Source organism: Companilactobacillus formosensis (assembly GCF_005405305.1).
In the GTDB taxonomy this organism is placed as follows: Bacteria; Bacillota; Bacilli; order Lactobacillales; family Lactobacillaceae; genus Companilactobacillus; species Companilactobacillus formosensis.
The window spans coordinates 74,111-94,659 of the sequence record NZ_BJDU01000006.1 but is presented as its reverse complement, the minus strand read 5'-3'; the positions used below and the strand labels follow the sequence as shown (position 1 = coordinate 94,659).

Sequence of the window (20,549 nt, the reverse complement as noted above, 5' to 3'; positions counted from 1 at the left end):
TTCCTCTAATCTAAATGGATTCCTAATATGTCTAAAATACGATTTAAATCATCCGTATTCGAGAAATCAATTTCTAATTTTCCGTGACCGCTTCTAGTTTCCTTCACAGCAACTGGTGTATCAAATCTTTCAACTAATTTTTCTTCAGTTGCTCTAATGAAAGGCGACTTTTGAACAGCCTTCTTCTTTTTCTTGCTGTTGTGTTTAGATTCGGTAGCCAATTGTTCAAGTTGACGTACAGTCAAATCTTCTTCCACAGCACGCTTAGCCAAACGATCGATTTGATCTTGATCTTTTAAACTCAACAAGGTTCTAGCTTGGCCCATTGATAATTTACCACTTTGAACTAATTTCTTAGTAGCTTCAGGTAAATTCAATAGTCGTAAGTAGTTGGCGATATAAGGGCGAGACTTGCCTAATCTTTGAGAAACTTGCTCTTGAGTCAAATTCAATTTCGTAATCAAAGTTTGATAGGCATCTGCTTCTTCAAGTGGAGTTAAATCTTCACGTTGAAGGTTTTCCAAAACAGCAATTTCCATCATCCCTGATTCGCTTAATGGACGAACGATAGCTGGAATAGTAGTCTTCTTAGCAATTTTACTTGCACGGAAACGTCTTTCTCCAGCAATAATTTCAAAACCATTAACACTTTCACGAACGATAATTGGTTGAAAGACACCGTTTTGTTCAATTGAGTGTGCTAACTCGTTTAAAGCAGTTTGGTCGAAAGTCTTTCTAGGTTGATATGGATTAGGACGAATATCATCAATTGAAAGATCAACAACGGTTTCACTATTTTCATCAATAGCTTCGAATTCGGAAAAGATAGCGTCAATTCCTCTTCCTAAGCCTTTTTTATTTTTGCTTGATGCCATTACGCTTTAACACCTCCTCGGCAAGTTCACGATAAGCTTTAGCACCTCTTGACTTGTCGTCAAAGTCGACGATTGGTAAACCGTAACTAGGTGCTTCCGCTAGACGTGTGTTTCTAGGAACGATTGATTTGTAAACTGAATCTCCAAAATACGATTTCACTTCGTCAACTACTTGAGCACCTAAATTAGTTCTGGCATCTAACATTGTGATCAAGACACCTTCGATAGCTAAGTTAGTATTGAAATGTTTTTGAACCAAACGAATGGTATTTAGCAATTGACTCAATCCTTCCAATGCATAATACTCACTTTGAACTGGAATAATAATTGAATCACTAGCCGTAAAGGCATTAGTAGAGAGTTGACCTAATGAAGGTGGACAATCGATCAAAATAATATCGTAATCATTGTCGACTTCTTCAATTCCTGCACGTAAACGCGTTTCACGAGCCATCATCGTCGTCAATTCCATTTCTGCACCGGCTAATTGAATCGTTGCTGGAACGATATCTAGTTTCGGATGTTTAGTATGAATAATCGTTTTTTTCAACGGATATTCGTTCACTAAAACATCATAGACATCTTTTTCAACATTAGCCTTTTTAATACCTAAACCGCTGGTAGCATTTCCTTGAGGGTCAGTATCAACAATCAATACTCTTTGACCCAAATCAGTTAAGCATGCTCCCAAATTAATGGTGGTAGTAGTTTTTCCAACACCACCTTTTTGATTTGCAACAGATATTTTTCGTGCCATTTTATTCCCCTATCTTTAGAGCCGTTATAACGGTCTCCCAAAATATTTACTTATGGTTCACTTTTACCATATCTATATAATCTTATCATTTTTGCAGTATTCATTTATACTGTCTAATTATTTCACAAGTGGTTTTTTTGCAGGCGTTCCTGGTTTTCTTGGATATTTCTTCGGCGTCTTATTAACTTTGCCTACAAAGATAAAATTACGGATTCCTGCATCATTTGGCAATTCAACTGACGTTTGTTGCTTGATTTCTCCACCCAAAGTCTCAATTGCAAATCCTGCTTTTTTAACTTCTTCCGGAGCTTTTTCAGACTTCATAGCAACGAATTGTCCACCAACCTTAACTAGTGGTAAACAAAATTCTGTCAAAACATTCATTGCGGCGACTGCACGAGCCGTTACAACGTCAAATTGTTCTCTAAATTGAGCGTTCTTACCGACTTCTTCAGCACGGCCATGCACTAAATTGACATCTTTTAGACCTAATTTATTAACCAAACCATCTAAAAATTTGATTCGCTTATTCAATGAATCAACGATGGTGATTTTAAGTTTAGGATTAACGATCTTCAAAGGCAGAGATGGAAAACCTGCACCTGATCCAACGTCACAAAGTGTTAATTCGTCACTCAAGATTTTTTTATCGACGAATCCTAATTCAATCGAATCGTAAAAATGTTTCAAATAAACTTGATCTTCATCGGTAATTGAAGTTAAGTTCATAACTTTATTAGTTTCAACCAATTCCTTAAAGTAAGTCGCAAATTGATCTTTTTGAGTTTCACTTAACTCAATCCCTTGTTTTGCCAAGGATTCAAAAAATTCTTCCGGTTTCATTGACATACCTCCACTCGTGAAACACATGTTTCACACCCTTTTATCCTATATTATTGTGGACTTTAATTCAATGTTAGAAAAAAGATTTACTTTTTTGTTGCATTTACAACAAAACGATTGTACTATTATCTAAAATAAAATGGAGGTTTTCATATGATAATTACTAAACATACTAATGAATTAACATCAAAGGAACTAATAGATATTTTAAAAGAGCGTGTTAAAGTTTTCGTTGTTGAACAAAATTGTCCTTACCAAGAGGTTGATGATGATGATTATGACGATTTACACGTCTGCTTAGTTGAAAATAATCAATTAAAGGCTTACACAAGAATTATTGACAAAGGAAATCACATTACTTTTGGCCGTGTCTTAGTAGTCAAAGAATTTCGTAAAAATGGTTTAGGTGAAAAGATTGTTCAGGCAACTATAGATAAAATAAAAAAAGAGTTTCCTAAAAAACCTATCCAAATTCAAGCTCAAGCTTATTTACAAAAATTCTATGAACAATTCGGATTTAAAGCAATTTCAGAAGTTTATTTAGAGGATAATATCCCTCACTTAGACATGCTACTAACATTTGATTAGGAGATGATAATATGATCTTTTCAATTCCAACTGAAATTACCAATATTAATTACGTTGACCTACCTAAATTACATCGTTTAAGCGTGGAAACTTTTAACGATACCTTTAGAAAATCAACAGCTAACAGTGACTTCATTAAATATACGAATAAAAATTATAATTATGGTCAACTAGCACAAGAATTAATGAATCCTGAATCATTTTTCTATTTCATTTACTATAATCACAAATTAGCTGGTTACTTGAAATTAAATGTTGGCTCTGCTCAAAATAAAAATATGGGAAACAATAGTTTAGAAATCGATCGTATTTATTTACGCCATGGTTTTAAATACATCGGCTTGGAAGATAAGCTGATTGAATTTACAATGAATCAGGCTAAACTTTTACATAAGAATTCTATCTGGAGTAGTATTTGGGAATATAATTTGTCCATTATCAATTTTTATAAACAGTTTGGTTTTAAGTCGATTGGTAGTCAGAAATTTACTCTAGATGGAACTACTAAAAAAGATTTAATCATGAAAACAGAATTAGTTAATTGAGGCTGAATCCTTAAATTCAGTCTTTTTATTACTCTTTAAACTCAGTTAAGCAACTTTTATTTACTAAAAATTTACATTTTTTATATTTTACATACATATTCATTTGCTAAATTATCACTGTTGATCATTTAACAAAAAGTAAGAAAAATAGGCCAAACTCAATTATATGAGTTCAGCCTACGCCCCTGCCAAGGAACTTAATTTTAGCACATATCGTCACAACCGTCTGGTAGACAATCGCAATGAACGTGCTCTGGAGCAGTCTTTTCTTTTTCTTTTAAAGTTTTTTCTAGTTTAGCAATGTCAGCCTGACTGATTTCTAAGGAATCAATCAATTCATTCAAAACCGATCCTGCTTTATGAGCACAAAAGTCATTGAACAAAGTGTTGGCATATTCATTCATCGTATCTTGTTCAGCCACTGTTGAAGAATAAATATAACGACCTTGTTCTTTCTTACGACTAAGAAATTCCTTTTTAGTCAACCGTGTAATTAAAGTTTTGATTGTGGAATCAGACCAAGTCTGTTTCTTTTGCATCAAATTGATGATTTCTGAACTAGTCACATGCTTCAACGTCCAGACGATACGCATGATTTGCCATTCAGCTGAAGAAATTTCAACTTTCTTCTGTTCTTTTTTTGCAACAGTATCCATTAAAAACGTCCTCTCTTAATGAGAACATTATATAACATTACTTATGGATTTTTATAGTTTGTTTTCATTAGAGATTTCGATAAAGACATATTTATCGAAATACTAGTATGATATTCATATAGGAATATTTATTATTCCTAGATTAATAACCTGTTTAATTGATATAAATTAAAAAATGGAATAAAATACTCAAGTACAAGAGAATTTTAGGATAGGAGGGAAAATGCCTACGAAGTATAGTTTTTTTGTTCAACCACAAGTCAACAAGAGCACAGATACTCTTTTTGGATATGAAGTCCTTTTACGTAAAGAAGACAATGGCAATTGGCATTTACCAGAAGATTTCACAGAGCTTTCGATCGAAAAACAAGTCGGTCTAGTTGAGAAGACTGCACATATCTTAGCTAAGCAAAACAATAAGCACCGCGCCTTATCATTTAATTTGAATAAGGAACAAGCTAACGACCCACTTACTCTGGGGGCAATCATTGCTTTAAAGAAGCGAATTGACCCAGTTTCTTTAACGATTGAATTTACTGACGCCATGCCATTAGCCAAAGTAAAAGAATACAGCTTGGTATTGCATCAATATGACATTGCTTTAGTAATCGACGATGTCGGGACAGGTTCTAATACTTTTGATAATATCAAACATTCATTGCCATATGTGGATCGAATCAAGTTTGCGATGCAAAATCTTCGTATGAGTGGTAATGCTGACAAAATTCCTGAATACCTATCCTTTTGGGTTCATCAAGCTAAAAAGTACTGTTTAGATATGGTACTAGAAGGCGTAGAAGACTCCAAAGACCAAATTCTCGCTCAAAAATACGGCATCAATATTCAACAAGGTTACCTTTATGGTAAACCTTCGATGCCTTAAAAAAAGACCTATTAGCTTATAAAAAGTTAATCGGTCTTTTATTTTAGGCTAAAGAATCCCAAGCTGGTAATTCAATAGGATCTTGATTGTATTCGGATAATTCAGTGGCTGTTAAATATTTCTTATTGATAATTACTTCGTAGACATAATCTTCAAACCACTTCTTATCCATCATGTAGTAGCCATTTTCACCATTGTCGCTACCCCAAGAGTTTTCAACTTTGTAACGATTAGCAACTCCGTTAACTAAATTGACTCCGGTAATAGTCATAGCGTGTGAAACTTGAGCTTGCTTGTAATCCAAACGAAGTCCTTTTTCAATTTCAGAGTCAATATTGAATAATTTATCGTATTGATACAAGTCACCTAACAAGTAACCTTTCTTACGGTCTGATTCTTCAGAAACATCATTTCCAAACCAAACTGGATCATTGCCTTTTAGTTGTTCAATTGTTAATTCTTCCAAACGTTCAATTGGCAAATTCAAAAACTTATCAATTCGACCACCAACGACGTTGCCAGATTCAGCGATCGTATATGTTTGATGGTACTTTTTACTCTTTTGTGGTGAATTCTCTACAATGACATAATCATCTAGATTCATCGTAAAGTAACGTTTTAAGAAGTCTTTTGGTGTGATACTTGTCTCTTCAATCAATTTGTCATTATCCGTATGAAGTGATAACTCAAATTCCTTTGGTGGCATCCCAAATGAGTAAACACAAACTTTATAAACTTCAGAAAGCATTTCTTCAACATGTTGATCAATTTTACTTTGATCTGTCTTATCCTGAACCATTTGACGCAATTCGATACCATTCTTACGTAGCATCTTATTCAAAACGGCGTTAAATTCAGTTGTATTGTCGGAAGCTTGAGTTTCTGGCATTACGTAATTAGGAACCACTCCGTATTTTTGAATCAAATTGGCAGCGTAAACCCAGTAACCACCATCACCACTAGGAGAACTGAACAATGTGTTAACTTTTCGATCATCAACTGGTAAATCAGCTGTTTCTAAAATATTTTGATAGAAATAATTAGCCTTTTCTAGACGATCATAAAATGAAAGATAGTTTTGTGATAATTCAAAATCTTTTAGATTATTCTTTTGAGCAAATTCCGTGCGCAAAGTGTTCAAAGCTGCGAATAACCAGCAACGGCCAGAATGCTTTTGATTAGATACTTTGCCCGTATCGACCGTAACGTTAAAAGATGGATTTAATAACGTCTTGGCATTAGGATTCTCACTAGCTTGATAAATCCCCACTTGCGCTACAGCGTTTTTAAGCACATTATTAGTTGCATCTTGATTTAAGTTCTCATTAAAATCTGCTAAAATCTTTTTATTGATTTCTTTTGTCAATTCAATCACCTCATTTATTAATATTACAATATTCATACTATTTGGAGATAAATTATGTCTGAACCTATTAAAATTGCTTATTTATACGAAGATTTAATGAACACCTATGGAGATAGCGGTGACGTTAAGATTCTCAGCTTTCTTCTCAAAGAAAAGGGCTACGACACTCAAGTTGATAATATCAGCCTCGGTATGAAATTTAATGCCTTTGATTACGATTTTCTTTTCTTCGGTGGTGGTCAAGATTTTGAACAATCCGTTGTTTCAACTGACCTAAAGAGACACCGTGAAACTATTAAGGAATACATCGATGCCGACAATCCAATGCTTTGCATCTGTGGTGGCTACCAATTCTTAGGTAAATATTACGAAACTAGTAGCGGTGAAACTATTCCTTGTCTTGATATTTTACCTTTCCATACCGTCTTTAAAGCAGATAGTCGTATGATTGGTGATACTGAGTACAAGACTGAATGGGGTACTGTTAAAGCTTTCGAAAACCACAGTGGTCGAACTTATTTCGATGATAAAAACAAGTTAAAACCTTTCGGTCAAATGGTCGAAGGCTACGGTAATAATCCTGACGACAAGCAAGAAGGTATGCGTTATAAGAACGTTATAGGTAGCTATTCTCATGGTCCTATTTTGAAAAATGAGAACGTTGCCCGTGCCATTGCCGATAAGATTATTGCAGCTCACAAGAAACGCTTAGCTGAAACTAGCAAATAAAAAAAACACAACTGTTAGGTTGTGTTTTTTTTATTACAATTCTGCGACCTGACGAACCATTTCTAGTTCTTCATCAGTTGGAATCAATAAAACTTTAATAGCTGAATCAGGACTACTGATCAAACCTTCATGACCAGCTTTATTCAAATCCTTATCCAATTTCACATTGAAAATAGCTAATTCATCAATGATTTCTTGACGTAAATCATCGTTATGTTCACCAATTCCACCAGCAAATACTAAAGCATCAGCTCCATTTAATTCTGTTAAGAAGCTTCCTGCATATTTAACGATCCGATTAATAAAAACATCTACAGCTAATTTAGCACGTGGATCTGTTTGTTCCTTAGCCTTGATTTCACGCATATCGGGTGAGATTCCTGAAATTCCCAGTAATCCAGATTTTTGATTCAACATCATCATAATTTCATTTGGATCATCAACCTTTAATTCTTGCATCAAATAAGGTACTAGAGCTGGATCCAAATCACCGGCACGAGTTCCCATTGTAACACCAGTTAGTGGCGTGAAGCCCATTGATGTATCAAAAGCCTTACCATTCTTAACAGCAGCAAGTGATGCTCCACTACCTAGATGCATTGTTACTAAATCAAGTTCATTCTTAGGCTTATTCAACAGTTCTGCGGCACGATTAGTTAAATAAGTATGTGAAATACCATGTTCGCCATAACGACGGATTTGGTATTTTTGTGTCAATTCATATGGCAAACTATAGATTGCATTCTTTTCTGGTAAATCAGTGAAGAATTTACTGTCAAAAACTGCATATTGCACAACATTAGGCAAAGTCTTAGCCATTGTTTCAATCCCTTTAGCTTCCATCGGATTGTGCAATGGTGCGAAATTGCTAAGTTCTTTAATTTTCTTCAATACTTCAGGTGTCACTTTTACAGCAGACTTGAAGACTTGTCCACCCGCTACAACACGATGAGCTACTGCAGTAATTTCTGAAAGCTCATTGATGATTTTCAGATTTTGCATCTCATCAAAAACCATCTTAGCGGCAGCTTCTTGGCTCAAATTATCGACTGTCTTTTCAAATTTTTGATGGTCACCGTATTTAATTGTAAAAATTGACCCTGGCATACTAATTCGTTCTACTAAGCCACTAGCTAAAATCACTTCAGATGGCATTTCAAATAATTTCCACTTTAATGATGAACTACCGGCATTAATGATTAATGTTTTTTGCATAATTCACACTCCTGCTACTAGCATACCTAATTTTCAGAAAACATGCTGGCATTTTTAACTTTTTACAACAAATTCTATTAATTGTCTAGGAACTTATTCGTCTTCAAAATTGCTGTCGAAATGGCTGGTGCCAAAATAATTGCCACGATCATCTCTGGAACCCCATTTGTTCCCACGATAACCAACAACAATTTATTCAACAAGTCAGTTTGTGTCGCATAAGCCTGTGCCATAGTACTAGCATACATAACACGCATTAGTCCCAATACCAATACTGTGTTAGTTAGTGATCCAACTGCTGAAGCTATTGCCATACCTAGAACTTTTTTCTGAGTATGGTTTCTAAACCATAAATAAATCCATCCAGCCAACAACCCCACGGCGATTCTAGGTAGAACCGCTACGACTGGATTAGTAAACACCGTCGTATCAATAATCGATGTTGGACTAGTGAATGCTCGAATTATCGTTCCAATACCCCACACTAAACCGACAATTGCACCATCTTTTGGTCCCAATACAATCGCTGCTACGATAACAGTGATATGAATAATCGTAATATTGACAAATCCGGTCGGAATATAGCCCAACATTGGAACCATCGACTGAACTAAAATGATAGCAATCAATATGCCCAAAATTGCTGTCTTATAAGCCTTTCTTCTTTGCAAAATACTCTCCCCCAAATAATTATATTTTCTTAAGTTTACTCGATTATTGAGGAAAGAACAAAAAAAATAAAACCAAACAAAATGTCTGATTTTATTTCTAAAATTTATTCATTTTCAGCGGCATCAACAGCCTTGATTACAGCGTTTCTGAAGCCATGTTCTTCTAGGGCAGCTACTCCACGAATAGTTGAACCACCTGGCGAAGTTACCTCGTCTTTTAAAGCAGAAACATTTAATTCTGATTGTTTGGCTAACTTGGCAGCTCCGATAGCCATACCAATAGCAGCATCATAGGAAAGTTGACGATTCAAACCGTGTTTTACGCCCGCATCACTTAATGCTTCAATAAAGACATCCAAGAAAGCTGGTGAACAACCGGCTACTGTTCCTAGAATTCCTAATTGATCTTCAGGTACTTCGACAAGTTGTCCTGTGTAACCCATAATTGAAGCAACTTTTTTCTTATCATCATCGGTAAAATCACTTGAATAAGTAATTCCTGTAAAACCAGCACCAACTTTGACTGGTGTATTAGGAATGGCATGAGCAACTTTAATGTCACTACCTAAAGCCTGTTTCAGATGAGTCACTGACGCACTTCCAGTAAAGGCAACAACTAGTTTGCCAGCAACGATTTCTTTTAGTTCACTCAAGACATTGTCCAAAGCAGTTGCGCCAACAGCAATGAAAATCACGTCAGCATCGGCCAATTGCTTTACTTTTTTAACCATTTGGAAACCAAGCTGGTCACATAAAAGTTTCGTTCGGTTAGAACGTCCACCCTTTACAACAATCTTATCTTCATCAAAACCATTTTTGATCAAACCCGTTATAACGGCTCCACCAATACTTCCAGCACCAATAAATCCAATCATGCGATCGACTCCTTTATAAAGAACTTCTTTTATTCATTATATCTTACAGCAAAATAGACACAATTATTGTCTTATTTTACACGAATGTGTATCGTTATTTATAGAAAAGATAGGTTCAAGTAGAGGGGGTTCTTATGAAGACATATCGAACAAGATTTCAATTAAAATCTGAAGTTAAATCACTACTCAAAGGAAATTGGTCAAAAGGAGTTTTGCTGTTTTTAATTCCATCCATAGTCTTTTGGTTTACTAATGAGTACAGTAATTTCAATGAAAAAATCAAAATTAATTACGACACGGCAACAGTGAACTTTGACCAACTGGTTAGAATGACTGCCAATTCTGGAATCATCAGTTTAATCGTTAGTTTGATTTTTCTAGTGATTACTTTATCGGCTACTTTCAGAGGACTGGATTGGTTAGAAGATCCAGAACTAGACTTTGCTCCAATCAAAAGTAACTTTACTTATTTCAGAAGTCCTGACTGGTGGAAACTATGTTTAATCTACATAATTTCCTACATCTTCTTGACGCTTTGGACTGTTCTTTTAATCATCCCTGGAATTATTAAGTACATGGCCTATTCACAGACTTATTTCATTTACAAAGATCTAAACGATCGTGGTCTTGCTAATAATTATAAATTGACTGACTATATTACAAAGAGTCGCCAATTAATGGTGGGCAACAAATGGCGTTATTTCGTCCTTCAACTTAGTTTTATCGGTTGGTGGCTACTTGGCTTCTTAACATTAGGCGTTGGTTTCATTTGGATTTATCCATATTACAAATTAACCATGGCTAATTTCTACAAAGATTTGAAAGAAAAAAACGATGCAATCTTAGCATAGGTTGCATCGTTTTTTGTATCGTTATAACGATGATTTCACTTAGTATATTCGTAAATCACATCATGCAATAATTGGACAACTGGTGTTTGAGCCTTCTGATTGTAGTAATCGCCAAATCTATCATCATTGATATACATATCGACCAATCCTCGATGTGCTTCTTTGGTATAGCTAGGCCAGGTGTATTCAAGCCATTGTTTGTGTTCTTGATAAACTTTTTGAGCTAACTGTGAACTTAAATCTGGTTTTTGTTTCAAAGCTACTAAATCGTCAATCAAAGTCTTTTCTACAGCTTGCATTTGTTGAAACTCTACCTCACTCAATTTAGAAAACTTTTGATTGGATTGTTCAATCATTTTTGAACCATATTTTTGACGAATTTCAGTGCCATATTTGGCTTCATTTTCTGAAATTTTGGTCTCTTTAAACGCCTTAAATTTTTCTGTATCTGTCATTTCAAGTTCTCCTTGATAATCTTTGATAGTCAAATCAATATTTGTTAGCAGAGTATTTATTTTTTCTTGTTCTTGTAACAACAATTGCTGTTGTCGCTTCAATGCGTCTATTCTCGAAAAATTTGGATCATCCATGATTTTCTTGATTTCTTGTAGTGGAAAATTTAATGACCGAAAAAAAAGAATTTGCTGCAATTTATTTACATTTTTTTCATCATAAATTCGGTAATTATTTTCATTAACTTCACTCGGTTTCAACAAGTCTATATCATCATAATATCGCAAGGTACGTGTTGTTATACCAGCCATTTCAGCTAACTTTTTAATTGTATATTTCATAAATATCTCTCCTAACAAACTGAATTCTATCGGTTGACGTTACGTGAAGGTCAAGTAAATTATGATAAAAATCGACCACTTTTTTCATCTTTCCTGTTAAGATAGGGATTAACAATAATTAGGTGGGTGACTATATTGAATGAATTTACACAAGTTTTAACTATCGCAGGCTCTGACTCTGATGGAAGTGCCGGTGCTCAAGCAGATCTCAAAACATTTATGGCTCGTGGCGTTTATGGAATGTCCGTTCTCACTGCTGCTGTTGCTGGAAATTCATATGGAATTCACGACAGTGTAAATATGCCAGTTAGTTTTATTGAAAATCAAATCAAAGATATCAAAGATGATTTCAAAGTTTCAGCTTTTAAAACTGGTATGTTGTCTGATTCAGAAATTATTCACACAGTTACTGAAGCTATCAAAGATAAGCCTTTTGGATACTTCGTCTTAGACCCAGTTATCATCACTAAGCACGGAGCAATGCTTTTGGAAACAGAAGCTTACCAAACTTTGATTGATGAATTATTCCCATTAGCTGATTTAATTACACCAAATTTCTATGAAGCTAAGAAATTATCTGGTCTAGAATTAGAAAATAAAGAAGAAATTATTAAGGCTGCACATAAATTACGCAAATTAGGTCCAAAAAATATTATGATAAAGGGTGAACATAGCGACGACTCAATCGATGAAGTTGAAGATTATGTTCTACTAGAAGATGGCCAATCATTCTGGATTTCTGAACCTTACGTCAAAACAGAACACATCAATGGTACTGGTGATACCTTGTCATCATGTATTGTGGCTGAGTTAGCAAAAGGTCAAAGTATGGAAGATGCCATTAAGACTGCAAAAACATTTACTTATAATGCTATTAAACATGAAATCGCTGTAGGACATAAATATGGACCTATTAACCATTTTGTAAAGGATGATATACAATAGTATTGGTAAGTAAAATTGGAGGTTAACTATGGTAAGAATAACAAAAATTTCTGCCGGGATTTTATTGCTTATACTATCAATTGTATTAATGATCAAAGCTGGATTTGAAGGTTTCATCGCCGCTCTAGTCGGTACTGGAGCTATCGGTGGTGCCGCCGGAATTTTAATGGCAATCACTTATATCATTTCAGCTGCTATTTATATCTTAACCAATCGAACATACAGTATCGTTCCTGATATTGTCGGATTTGTCATCCTAATCCTCGGTGGTTTGATGGGCTTATTTAACGCCAACATGCCTGGAGCTGGTTTCTTAAAGATTTGGGCTTGGGTTGGTATCATCATTGGTGCAATTGATCTGATTGTCGTTATCGTGGATATGATAATTCATCCCATTTCTGATGAAGAACCTGAAGACGAATCGGATAATAATCAAAATCAGTTCGACAATCAAAACCAAAACTTTGGTCAATTTTATAATCAAAATCAACCAAATGGGCAATTCAATCAACCTAACAATTTTAATCAAGCAAATTACGGATATAATCCTTATCAAAATAATAACCAAAACCAATTTGGTAACAACAATCAAGGATACAATCAACAACCTAATCAACAGTTCAATCCTAACCAAGTTTCAAACAATATGAATCAACAACAATTTCCTAATAATGGAAATTACAACAATAACCGTTCAAACCAATTCAATAACCAAAATGGTGGCTATAACAATCAACAATATAACCAACCAATGAATGGCAATAATAATAATATGAATCGTCCTAACCCTCGTGGCAATTATCAACAACCAAATAATCAATTTGGCAACGGTAATCAAGGACAATTCAACAATCAATCATATAATCCAAATTACAATAATCAAAACTACGGTCAAAACCAAAATTATGCACCTAACAACCAGAATCAAAATATGAATCAGCCAAACTTTGGTAATCAAAATAACCAACAATTCAATCCAAATAACGGCAATCCTCGTTTAGGTGCACCGCAACAAAATAATCTTGGGACTAGAAGTCGTAGTAATAGACATTAAAGTTCAAAAGGACAAACGCAAATGCGTTTGTCCTTTTATTTTTTCAGCAAATATCCTACTATCATCGAACCAACAAACAAGACAACAAATAATAAAAATCCTTGCACTTGCTTATTAGGGTGGATTGAAGCTTCACTCGTCTGTTCTTCTTGTTTAATTTCTTGATTGAAATAAATCAATATCCCTGAATTTAAGGCAATACTTACTAAAATCAAAACTGTACTAACTGTTGATAGTCGTCCTAAAAATTTCTGTTGCGAAACGATCAATATCAAAATCAAATTTAAAATACTTGGCAACCACATGTATTTTTTCAAAGTCATTAAACGCGTTTTTTTATCAATATCTCTCACAATATCAGATCCCTCCACTAGTAAATTATCTAAAGAAATGTGATAGAGCTTCGATAGACGAATCAGACTATTAATGTCAGGAAAAGTCTTGCCTGTCTCCCAGTTTGAGACGGTCTTTGATGAAACATACAATTTCTCCGCCAACTGTTCTTGGGTCAAATGGTATTCTTGGCGTTTCTTTCTCAAAATCTGATTCAATTCCATTTTTTATCGCTCACTTTCACATTGCTTAGTCTATTTATATTCGATTCGGGATAAAATGACCATCCAATCCATTTCTAATCGTTAATTTTTGTGCTTATAACGACGTTATAAATAAATTGTTCCTAAATTAAAGATAACACTTACCTTTTGTAAATTTTCTTTTTCAAATCTGACAGGCAGATAATTTTGAAAGCGGTATATTTTAGGTATAGGTAATATAGAATTATCATTTTATGTATTGATGATTAATTAATTGTTATTCATAATATTTTTTATTTTGTGAAACCTTATGCAATTCAGTTATATCAAGGTTGTGACCGCTTTTTTAAGTCAAATTAATTGATTAAGCAAGTAATTAATCATATGATAAATTCATATATTGGGTTTAAATTTATGTTTTTAAGGAGGTTATTGACCATGCTTGGTGTTGGTTTAAGTATTGTCTCTTTGGCACGTTTCCAATTTGCAATGACGACCGTCTTCCATTTCTTCTTTGTTCCATTTTCAATCGGAATGGGATTTTTAGTCGCTATCATGGAAACTATTTACGCCGTTAAAAAAGACAAAGTTTACCTAGATATGGCTAAATTCTGGGGAAAAATTTTCCTTTTGAGTTTTGCTGTTGGTATCGTTACAGGTATTATTCAAGAATTCCAATTCGGTATGAATTGGTCTGAATACTCACGTTTCATGGGTGATGTATTCGGTGCTCCACTTGCTATTGAAGCTTTATTAGCATTCTTCATTGAATCCGTCTTTATCGGAATTTGGATGTTCACTTGGGATCGTTTCAAACCGGGTGTCCATGCCTTTATGATTTGGATGACTTCAATTGGTACGATGCTTTCCGCTATTTGGATTTTAGCTGCCAATAGTTTCATGCAACATCCTACAGGTTTCAAAATCAACAATACAACTGGAAGAATTCAATTGACTGACTTTGGTGCTGTTGTCGCTAACCCTCAATTGTGGAAAGTCTTCCCACACGTTATCTTGGCTGCCTTTATGACTGCTGCCGTGGTTATTGCTGGTATGAGTGCTTGGGGTTTGTTACGTAAAAAGAAAAATGAAAATCATTTCTTCAAAACTTCCCTACGTTTCGGACTTTGGGCAAGTTTGATTTTCGCAATTGCTTCAGCTGGTGCCGGAGATTTGCAGACACAACAAATTATCAAAGATCAACCTATGAAATTTGCCGCAACTGAAGGTATTTATGAGGATACTAAAGACCCTGCTCCTTGGACAATCGTTGAATTAATCAATGCCAAAGACCACAAGGCTAGCGGTAAGATTGAAGTTCCTGGTGTTCTAAGTATTTTGGCATACCACAAACTTAGTGGTTCAGTTAAAGGTATGAATACCATCAATAAAGAATTACACGCTACATATGATAAAAAATTTGGAAAAGATATGAATTACTACGTTCCACCTAAGACTTTATTCTGGAGCTTTAGAGTGATGACTGGAATCGACGCTTTGGTTATGTTGATTGCTTTGGTTGGCTTGATCTTCTCCAGAAAGAAGAAAGACACTATCGAAAGTCACAAGTGGATGCTAGTTGTTTTAGGTATCAGTATTTGGCTTCCATTTATCGGTAATTCTGCCGGCTGGTTCATTACTGAATTTGGTCGCTATCCTTGGATTGTTTACGGGCTATTTACGATTGCTCAAGCCGTTTCACCTACTTCAACAGTCGCTAGTCTACTATTCAGTAACATTATTTACTTCTTGCTCTTTACTCTATTGGGTGGCGTTATGGTTTGGTACTGCAGACAAACACTTCATCACGGTCCATACTTTGAAGAAGCTGACTCCAAACAAAACGTCGATCCATTTGCAAAGGAGGCCTTCGGACAATGACACTCAGTACATTGTGGTTTATTTTAATTGGACTTCTTTTTGCCATCTTCCTATTTCTTGAAGGTTTCGACTTTGGTGTCGGAATGGCAACCAGATTTCTCGCTAAAGACGATGCAGAAAGAACTGCCATTATGTCTACAATCGGCCCTCACTGGGACGGTAATGAAACATGGCTTGTTACAGCCGGTGGTGCAATGTTTGCTTCCTTGCCAATGTGGTACGCATCATTGTTCTCTGGTTATTACATTTTGTTCTTGTTAGTTTTGGTTGGTTTAATCCTTCGTGGAGTTTCTTTTGAATTCCACAAGCATGCTGAAACTAGAACCGGTAAAAATCTTTGGATGTGGGCATTTTTTGCTGGTAGTATCATCCCACCGTTTTTCCTTTGTATGATTCTCTTGAGTATGGTTCAAGGTGTCCCAATGGATGCTTCAGGTAATGCTTTCCCTACTTTCTTTGACGTTGTTAACTTACTATCAATTGTCGGAGGAGTTGCCGGAGTTTTACTTTCATTAGTCCATGGTTTGAACTTTATTCGCTTAAGAATTGAAGGACCAATGCGTGATCGTGCTCGCAAATTGAATCAAATCCTTTATCCTATTTTGTTCCTTGGTGAAGTGGTCTTTGCTGTTTTAGTATTCTTGCAAACTGACTTCTTTACTAAGAGATTCTTCTCATCTCTCATCATCACTCTGCTAATTGTTTTGTTCTCCTTATTAGGTTACTATGGAGTCCTAAAGAACAGAGAGGGATGGAGCTTTGCTGGTAGTGGTTTAGCACTAAGTATGGTCATCGTTTTATTGTTCAACGGACTATTCCCACGTGTCATGATTGCTACTAACCCAGCACACAGTATTTTGATCAAAGATGCTGCTAATTCACCATATACTTTGACGATTATGACGATTGTCGCATGTATCTTGGTACCAATCGTAGCTATTTACTTCATTTGGTCATACTCTCTATTCACAAAGAGAATAAATCCAAGAGAGAATACGGTGAAATACTAATGATAGATAAGCGTTTATTTCGCTTACCTGGAACAAAAAAACTTCTTCTAATGCTTGCAGGATTAACTCTCTTGCAAGCATTTGTTGTTTTATTTCAAGGTAAGTATTTAGCAGAAGCACTTGTAAATTCGTGGGAACAAAAACCACTACAATCAATCATCAATCCGATGCTCTTATTTGCGGCGTCTTTTGTCTTACGACATTTATTCAATTTAATTAATACTAAAATCGTCGAAAAATTTGCTAGTAAAACGTCTGAAGATATTCGTGGACGCTTATTAGACAAAGTTTATAATGCTGGCCCTGAGATGATTTCTGAGGAAGGAACCGGTAATTTGGTCACTTCTTCTCTAGACGGTATCGATTTAGTCGAAAACTACTTCAAATTGATTTTTACCAAATTGATGAACATGTCGATCATTCCGCCGGTATTATTGATTTACATTTATACACAAAATATTGCTTCCGGAATAACTTTGACCATTATCGTGCCACTAGTTATTTTATTTATGATCATCTTAGGTCTCGCTGCTCAGGCCAAGGCAGATGCTCAATACAAGCAATATACAATTCTTTCTAATCACTTCTTAGATGCCTTACGTGGTCTACCAACGTTAAAAATGTTAGGTCTAAGTAAGCGCTATGCTAAAAATATCTATACGGTCAGTGATGAGTATCGTAGAAGAACGATGAATACGCTCAGGATTGCCATCTTATCGACTTTTGCACTCGACTGGTTAACTACACTAGGAATTGCAATTCTGGCCGTCTTCCTAGGTTTAGGGCTCATTAACAACAGTTTTCCGCTCTTCCCTGCCTTAGTTACTTTGATTTTGGCTCCAGAATACTTTTTACCTTTGCGAGATTTCTCTAACGACTATCACGCTACCTTAAATGGTAAAAACGCCTTGAATTCTATTTTTGAAATTTTAGAACGTCCAGACACTAAAGAAGCCAATCAATTAAAGGATTTCACTTGGGATAAAGATTCCACCATTTCAATCAATAATTTACAGTTCACTTATCAAGGTGTCGGTGACGATGCAGTCAGCCTCGATATTGATAACTTAAAATTACACGGCTATCAAAAAATTGGTGTCATTGGTAAATCCGGTTCTGGTAAAACAACTTTAATTAGAACTATTGGTGGTTTCTTAGTTCCTGATCAAGCCGACATTCAAATCAATCAACAAAAAATCCCTAACTTTAAACAAGAAAATTGGCAAACGAAACTTACTTTCTTACCACAATCGCCTTATTTATTTGCTGGTTCGATTGCCGAAAATATCGCCTTTTATCGTCCTAAAGCTTCGATGGCTGAAATTAAACATGCGGCTGACCAAGCTGGCTTACAAGAGTTCATCGATACTTTAACTGACGGTTATCAAACTAAAATCGGTGAAGGTGGTCGTGGAATTTCTGGTGGTCAGCAACAACGTATCATGTTAGCTCGGGCTTTCTTAGCTGATGACCGTCACGTTTTGATTTTTGATGAACCAACAGCTCATTTGGATATTGAAACTGAATACGCTCTGAAAAAACCAATGGAAAAATTATTTCAAAATCATTTAGTTATTTTTGCGACTCACAGATTGCATTGGATCAAAGAAATGGATTATGTCATCGTTATGGATAACGGCACCATTGTTGAACAAGGCACGCCAGAACAACTTCACAACCATAACGGTGCCTTCACAAAATTAATCAAGAATATGCGAGGTGATCGACTTTGAACTTTTTCAAAACATTCAAACACGATACTTGGGTCAAACCATATATCAAACAATATAAAGGTCTGTTGATCACTGCTTTGACACTAGGCTTATTAACCTCATTTTGTGCTGGTGCTTTGATGTTTACTTCTGGCTATACAATCGACAAAGCCGCCACGCATCCGGTCAATATTCTGTTGATTTACGTGCCAATCCTTTTGACGAGAGCTTTTGGTATTGGCCGTCCAGTCTTCAAGTATGTAGAACGATTAAAGAGCCACAATTGGGTTTTGCGCGTCACATCAGATTTGAGAACTCGTTTGTACAAAACACTAGAAAGCGATGCATCATTTTTTACTGAACACCACAAAACTGGGGACATCATGGGCTTACTGTCAGAAGATATCTCCCACTTACAAAACCTCTACTTAAGAACTATTTTTCCAGCTGTTATCGGTTATTTGTTGACCATTATCGGTTCCCTTGCTTTAGGAATTTTCAACCCAGCTTTCGGATTCTTTGTCTTCCTATTGCTCTTTGTTGAAGTCTTCTTAGTACCTCTATTTTCCGTTTCCATCGAAAGTGCTCGTCGAGCTTATCAAAAAGAAGTCAAAAGCGACCTCTACATTCAATTGACCGATAATATTTTGGGTGTCGATGATTGGGTTATTTCTGGTCGTAAAAATGATTTTAGAAATTTAACTTCCGAGAATATTCGCAATCTCGACCAATCGAAATTAAAATCAAAAGCCTTTCGTCGCAATCGTGATTTCGGCTTGCAATTGATTTTCGCTGCTCTAGCAATCTGCTTCTTGATTTTTACCAACTTAACTATGACTAATGGCCAAGAACAAGCTAACTTCGTTTCTGCGGTAGTTTTAGCTATCTTTCCACTTTCAGATGCTATTATCCCTGTTAGTCAAGGATTTGAGGAATGGCCACTTTATAAGGATTCAATCCAACGTTTGAACACCATCCAACCAGTTAAAACTAATCTACCTACTCAAGTTGATTTAGCGCCAAAAGACTTTGAGACTCTAACTTTAAATAATGTATCTTTTGAATACGATACTGATTCACCAGTTTTAATTAAGAATTTCTCGCAAACTATTCAAAAAGGAGAAAAATTAGCTTTACTGGGTCCAAGTGGTATCGGTAAAACAACCATTTTACAATTGATTTTAGGAGATTTTACTCCAACCGCTGGACAGATTAAAATTAACGATTACGATATCGCTCAAGTCCAAGAGCATCGCCAAAAACTTTTCTCCGTCTTGAATCAAAAACCGTTTCTTTTCAATACTACGTTGATGAATAACGTCAGATTAGGTAATGAAGGTAAATCTGATATCGAAGTCAAACAAGCCTTGGAACGTGTTGGTTTAAAAGATTTAGTAGAATCATTGCCTGACAAATATAACACTTTAGTTGGTGAAAATGGCTCCAGATTCTCTGGTGGTGAACAAGAAAGAATTGCCCTAGCTAGAATTCTGCTGCAAGATGCTCCTATCGTTTTACTAGATGAACCTACAGTAGGACTCGACCCTATCACAGAAAACGATCTATTAGAGACTTTCTTCTCTGTCTTAAAGGACAAAACTATTATTTGGGTAACTCATCACTTACAAGGGGTTAACCACGTTGATAAAGTAGTCTTTATGAACAATGAAGAAATTGAAATGCAAGGCGCTCCTAAAGAGCTTTACCAATCAAATGAACACTTCAAAGAGCTCTATCAAATGGATCAAGGGCTATAAGCGTTA

The 20,549-nt window shown here is 35.4% G+C and carries 21 protein-coding genes; 11 read left to right on the top strand and 10 right to left on the bottom strand.

What is annotated here, in order from left to right; genetic code table 11:
* Nucleotides 1-5: 5 nt before the first annotated feature.
* From FFM65_RS08230 to rsmG, 3 genes are all read right to left on the bottom strand, one after another.
* Nucleotides 6-875, bottom strand: coding sequence for a ParB/RepB/Spo0J family partition protein (locus FFM65_RS08230; RefSeq protein WP_119316964.1), 870 nt, complete (start codon nt 873-875; stop codon nt 6-8).
* Entirely contained in the window at nt 856-1,632 is a 777-nt protein-coding gene (locus tag FFM65_RS08225; protein ID WP_059074658.1) for a ParA family protein, read from the bottom strand. Before FFM65_RS08225 ends, FFM65_RS08230 begins: the two co-directional genes overlap by 20 nt.
* A 117-nt stretch (nt 1,633-1,749) precedes the next feature.
* Nucleotides 1,750-2,475, bottom strand: coding sequence for a 16S rRNA (guanine(527)-N(7))-methyltransferase RsmG (rsmG, locus tag FFM65_RS08220; protein WP_119316963.1), 726 nt, complete (start codon nt 2,473-2,475; stop codon nt 1,750-1,752).
* A 153-nt stretch (nt 2,476-2,628) separates the two neighbouring features.
* Here rsmG and FFM65_RS08215 point away from each other — a divergent pair, with 153 nt between their 5' ends.
* Both FFM65_RS08215 and FFM65_RS08210 read left to right on the top strand, forming a co-directional pair.
* Nucleotides 2,629-3,063, top strand: coding sequence for a GNAT family N-acetyltransferase (locus FFM65_RS08215; RefSeq protein WP_119316962.1), 435 nt, complete (start codon nt 2,629-2,631; stop codon nt 3,061-3,063).
* A gap of 11 nt (nt 3,064-3,074) precedes the next feature.
* On the top strand, nt 3,075-3,608 hold the full coding sequence (locus FFM65_RS08210) for a GNAT family N-acetyltransferase (protein WP_119316961.1): 534 nt from the start codon (nt 3,075-3,077) through the stop codon (nt 3,606-3,608).
* Between the two features lie 203 nt (nt 3,609-3,811).
* Here the strand turns inward: FFM65_RS08210 and FFM65_RS08205 are convergent, their stop codons facing one another.
* Nucleotides 3,812-4,264, bottom strand: coding sequence for a CopY/TcrY family copper transport repressor (locus FFM65_RS08205; RefSeq protein WP_119316960.1), 453 nt, complete (start codon nt 4,262-4,264; stop codon nt 3,812-3,814).
* Nucleotides 4,265-4,487: 223 nt separating this feature from the next.
* Between FFM65_RS08205 and FFM65_RS08200 the strand changes: the two genes are divergently transcribed.
* Complete coding sequence (locus tag FFM65_RS08200) at nt 4,488-5,147, top strand: EAL domain-containing protein (protein ID WP_119316959.1); 660 nt, start codon at nt 4,488-4,490, stop codon at nt 5,145-5,147.
* 43 nt (nt 5,148-5,190) lie between these two features.
* Here the strand turns inward: FFM65_RS08200 and FFM65_RS08195 are convergent, their stop codons facing one another.
* On the bottom strand, nt 5,191-6,522 hold the full coding sequence (locus tag FFM65_RS08195; protein ID WP_245954210.1) for a C1 family peptidase: 1,332 nt from the start codon (nt 6,520-6,522) through the stop codon (nt 5,191-5,193).
* 45 nt (nt 6,523-6,567) lie between these two features.
* Here FFM65_RS08195 and FFM65_RS08190 point away from each other — a divergent pair, with 45 nt between their 5' ends.
* Entirely contained in the window at nt 6,568-7,242 is a 675-nt protein-coding gene (locus FFM65_RS08190) for a type 1 glutamine amidotransferase (RefSeq protein WP_119316957.1), read from the top strand.
* Nucleotides 7,243-7,275: 33 nt separating this feature from the next.
* Here FFM65_RS08190 and FFM65_RS08185 read toward each other — a convergent pair whose 3' ends face one another.
* The 3 genes from FFM65_RS08185 to proC all read right to left on the bottom strand — a co-directional run bounded on the left by FFM65_RS08185 (nt 7,276) and on the right by proC (nt 10,003).
* A complete protein-coding gene (locus FFM65_RS08185) occupies nt 7,276-8,457 on the bottom strand; it encodes an acetate/propionate family kinase (RefSeq protein ID WP_119316956.1) in 1,182 nt (393 codons plus the stop codon).
* Between the two features lie 77 nt (nt 8,458-8,534).
* Nucleotides 8,535-9,131: an ECF transporter S component gene (locus tag FFM65_RS08180; protein ID WP_162897883.1), complete on the bottom strand. Its 597-nt coding sequence runs from the start codon at nt 9,129-9,131 to the stop codon at nt 8,535-8,537.
* Between the two features lie 101 nt (nt 9,132-9,232).
* Nucleotides 9,233-10,003, bottom strand: coding sequence for a pyrroline-5-carboxylate reductase (proC, locus tag FFM65_RS08175; RefSeq protein ID WP_119316954.1), 771 nt, complete (start codon nt 10,001-10,003; stop codon nt 9,233-9,235).
* A gap of 134 nt (nt 10,004-10,137) precedes the next feature.
* Here proC and FFM65_RS08170 point away from each other — a divergent pair, with 134 nt between their 5' ends.
* Entirely contained in the window at nt 10,138-10,854 is a 717-nt protein-coding gene (locus FFM65_RS08170) for a DUF975 family protein (RefSeq protein ID WP_119316953.1), read from the top strand.
* A gap of 35 nt (nt 10,855-10,889) precedes the next feature.
* On the opposite strand, the gene FFM65_RS08165 is transcribed toward FFM65_RS08170, so the two are convergent.
* Nucleotides 10,890-11,648, bottom strand: a complete 759-nt coding sequence (locus tag FFM65_RS08165) for a MerR family transcriptional regulator (protein WP_119316952.1) — start codon at nt 11,646-11,648, stop codon at nt 10,890-10,892.
* A gap of 132 nt (nt 11,649-11,780) precedes the next feature.
* Here FFM65_RS08165 and thiD point away from each other — a divergent pair, with 132 nt between their 5' ends.
* Nucleotides 11,781-12,593: a bifunctional hydroxymethylpyrimidine kinase/phosphomethylpyrimidine kinase gene (gene thiD / locus FFM65_RS08160; RefSeq protein WP_059074691.1), complete on the top strand. Its 813-nt coding sequence runs from the start codon at nt 11,781-11,783 to the stop codon at nt 12,591-12,593.
* A 28-nt stretch (nt 12,594-12,621) separates the two neighbouring features.
* Complete coding sequence (locus FFM65_RS08155) at nt 12,622-13,647, top strand: hypothetical protein (protein ID WP_119316950.1); 1,026 nt, start codon at nt 12,622-12,624, stop codon at nt 13,645-13,647.
* Between the two features lie 35 nt (nt 13,648-13,682).
* Here FFM65_RS08155 and FFM65_RS08150 read toward each other — a convergent pair whose 3' ends face one another.
* Entirely contained in the window at nt 13,683-14,204 is a 522-nt protein-coding gene (locus FFM65_RS08150) for a helix-turn-helix transcriptional regulator (protein WP_119316949.1), read from the bottom strand.
* Between the two features lie 417 nt (nt 14,205-14,621).
* Here FFM65_RS08150 and FFM65_RS08145 point away from each other — a divergent pair, with 417 nt between their 5' ends.
* Genes FFM65_RS08145 through cydC form a run of 4 tightly spaced genes read left to right on the top strand, consistent with a single transcriptional unit; the run spans nt 14,622 to nt 20,543 of the window.
* Nucleotides 14,622-16,064: a cytochrome ubiquinol oxidase subunit I gene (locus FFM65_RS08145; RefSeq protein ID WP_119316948.1), complete on the top strand. Its 1,443-nt coding sequence runs from the start codon at nt 14,622-14,624 to the stop codon at nt 16,062-16,064.
* A complete protein-coding gene (gene cydB, locus FFM65_RS08140) occupies nt 16,061-17,074 on the top strand; it encodes a cytochrome d ubiquinol oxidase subunit II (protein ID WP_119316947.1) in 1,014 nt (337 codons plus the stop codon). Before FFM65_RS08145 ends, cydB begins: the two co-directional genes overlap by 4 nt.
* On the top strand, nt 17,074-18,807 hold the full coding sequence (gene cydD, locus FFM65_RS08135) for a thiol reductant ABC exporter subunit CydD (RefSeq protein WP_119316946.1): 1,734 nt from the start codon (nt 17,074-17,076) through the stop codon (nt 18,805-18,807). Before cydB ends, cydD begins: the two co-directional genes overlap by 1 nt.
* Nucleotides 18,804-20,543: a thiol reductant ABC exporter subunit CydC gene (cydC, locus tag FFM65_RS08130; protein WP_119316945.1), complete on the top strand. Its 1,740-nt coding sequence runs from the start codon at nt 18,804-18,806 to the stop codon at nt 20,541-20,543. The genes cydD and cydC overlap by 4 nt, the downstream gene beginning before the upstream one ends.
* Nucleotides 20,544-20,549 lie beyond the last annotated feature (6 nt).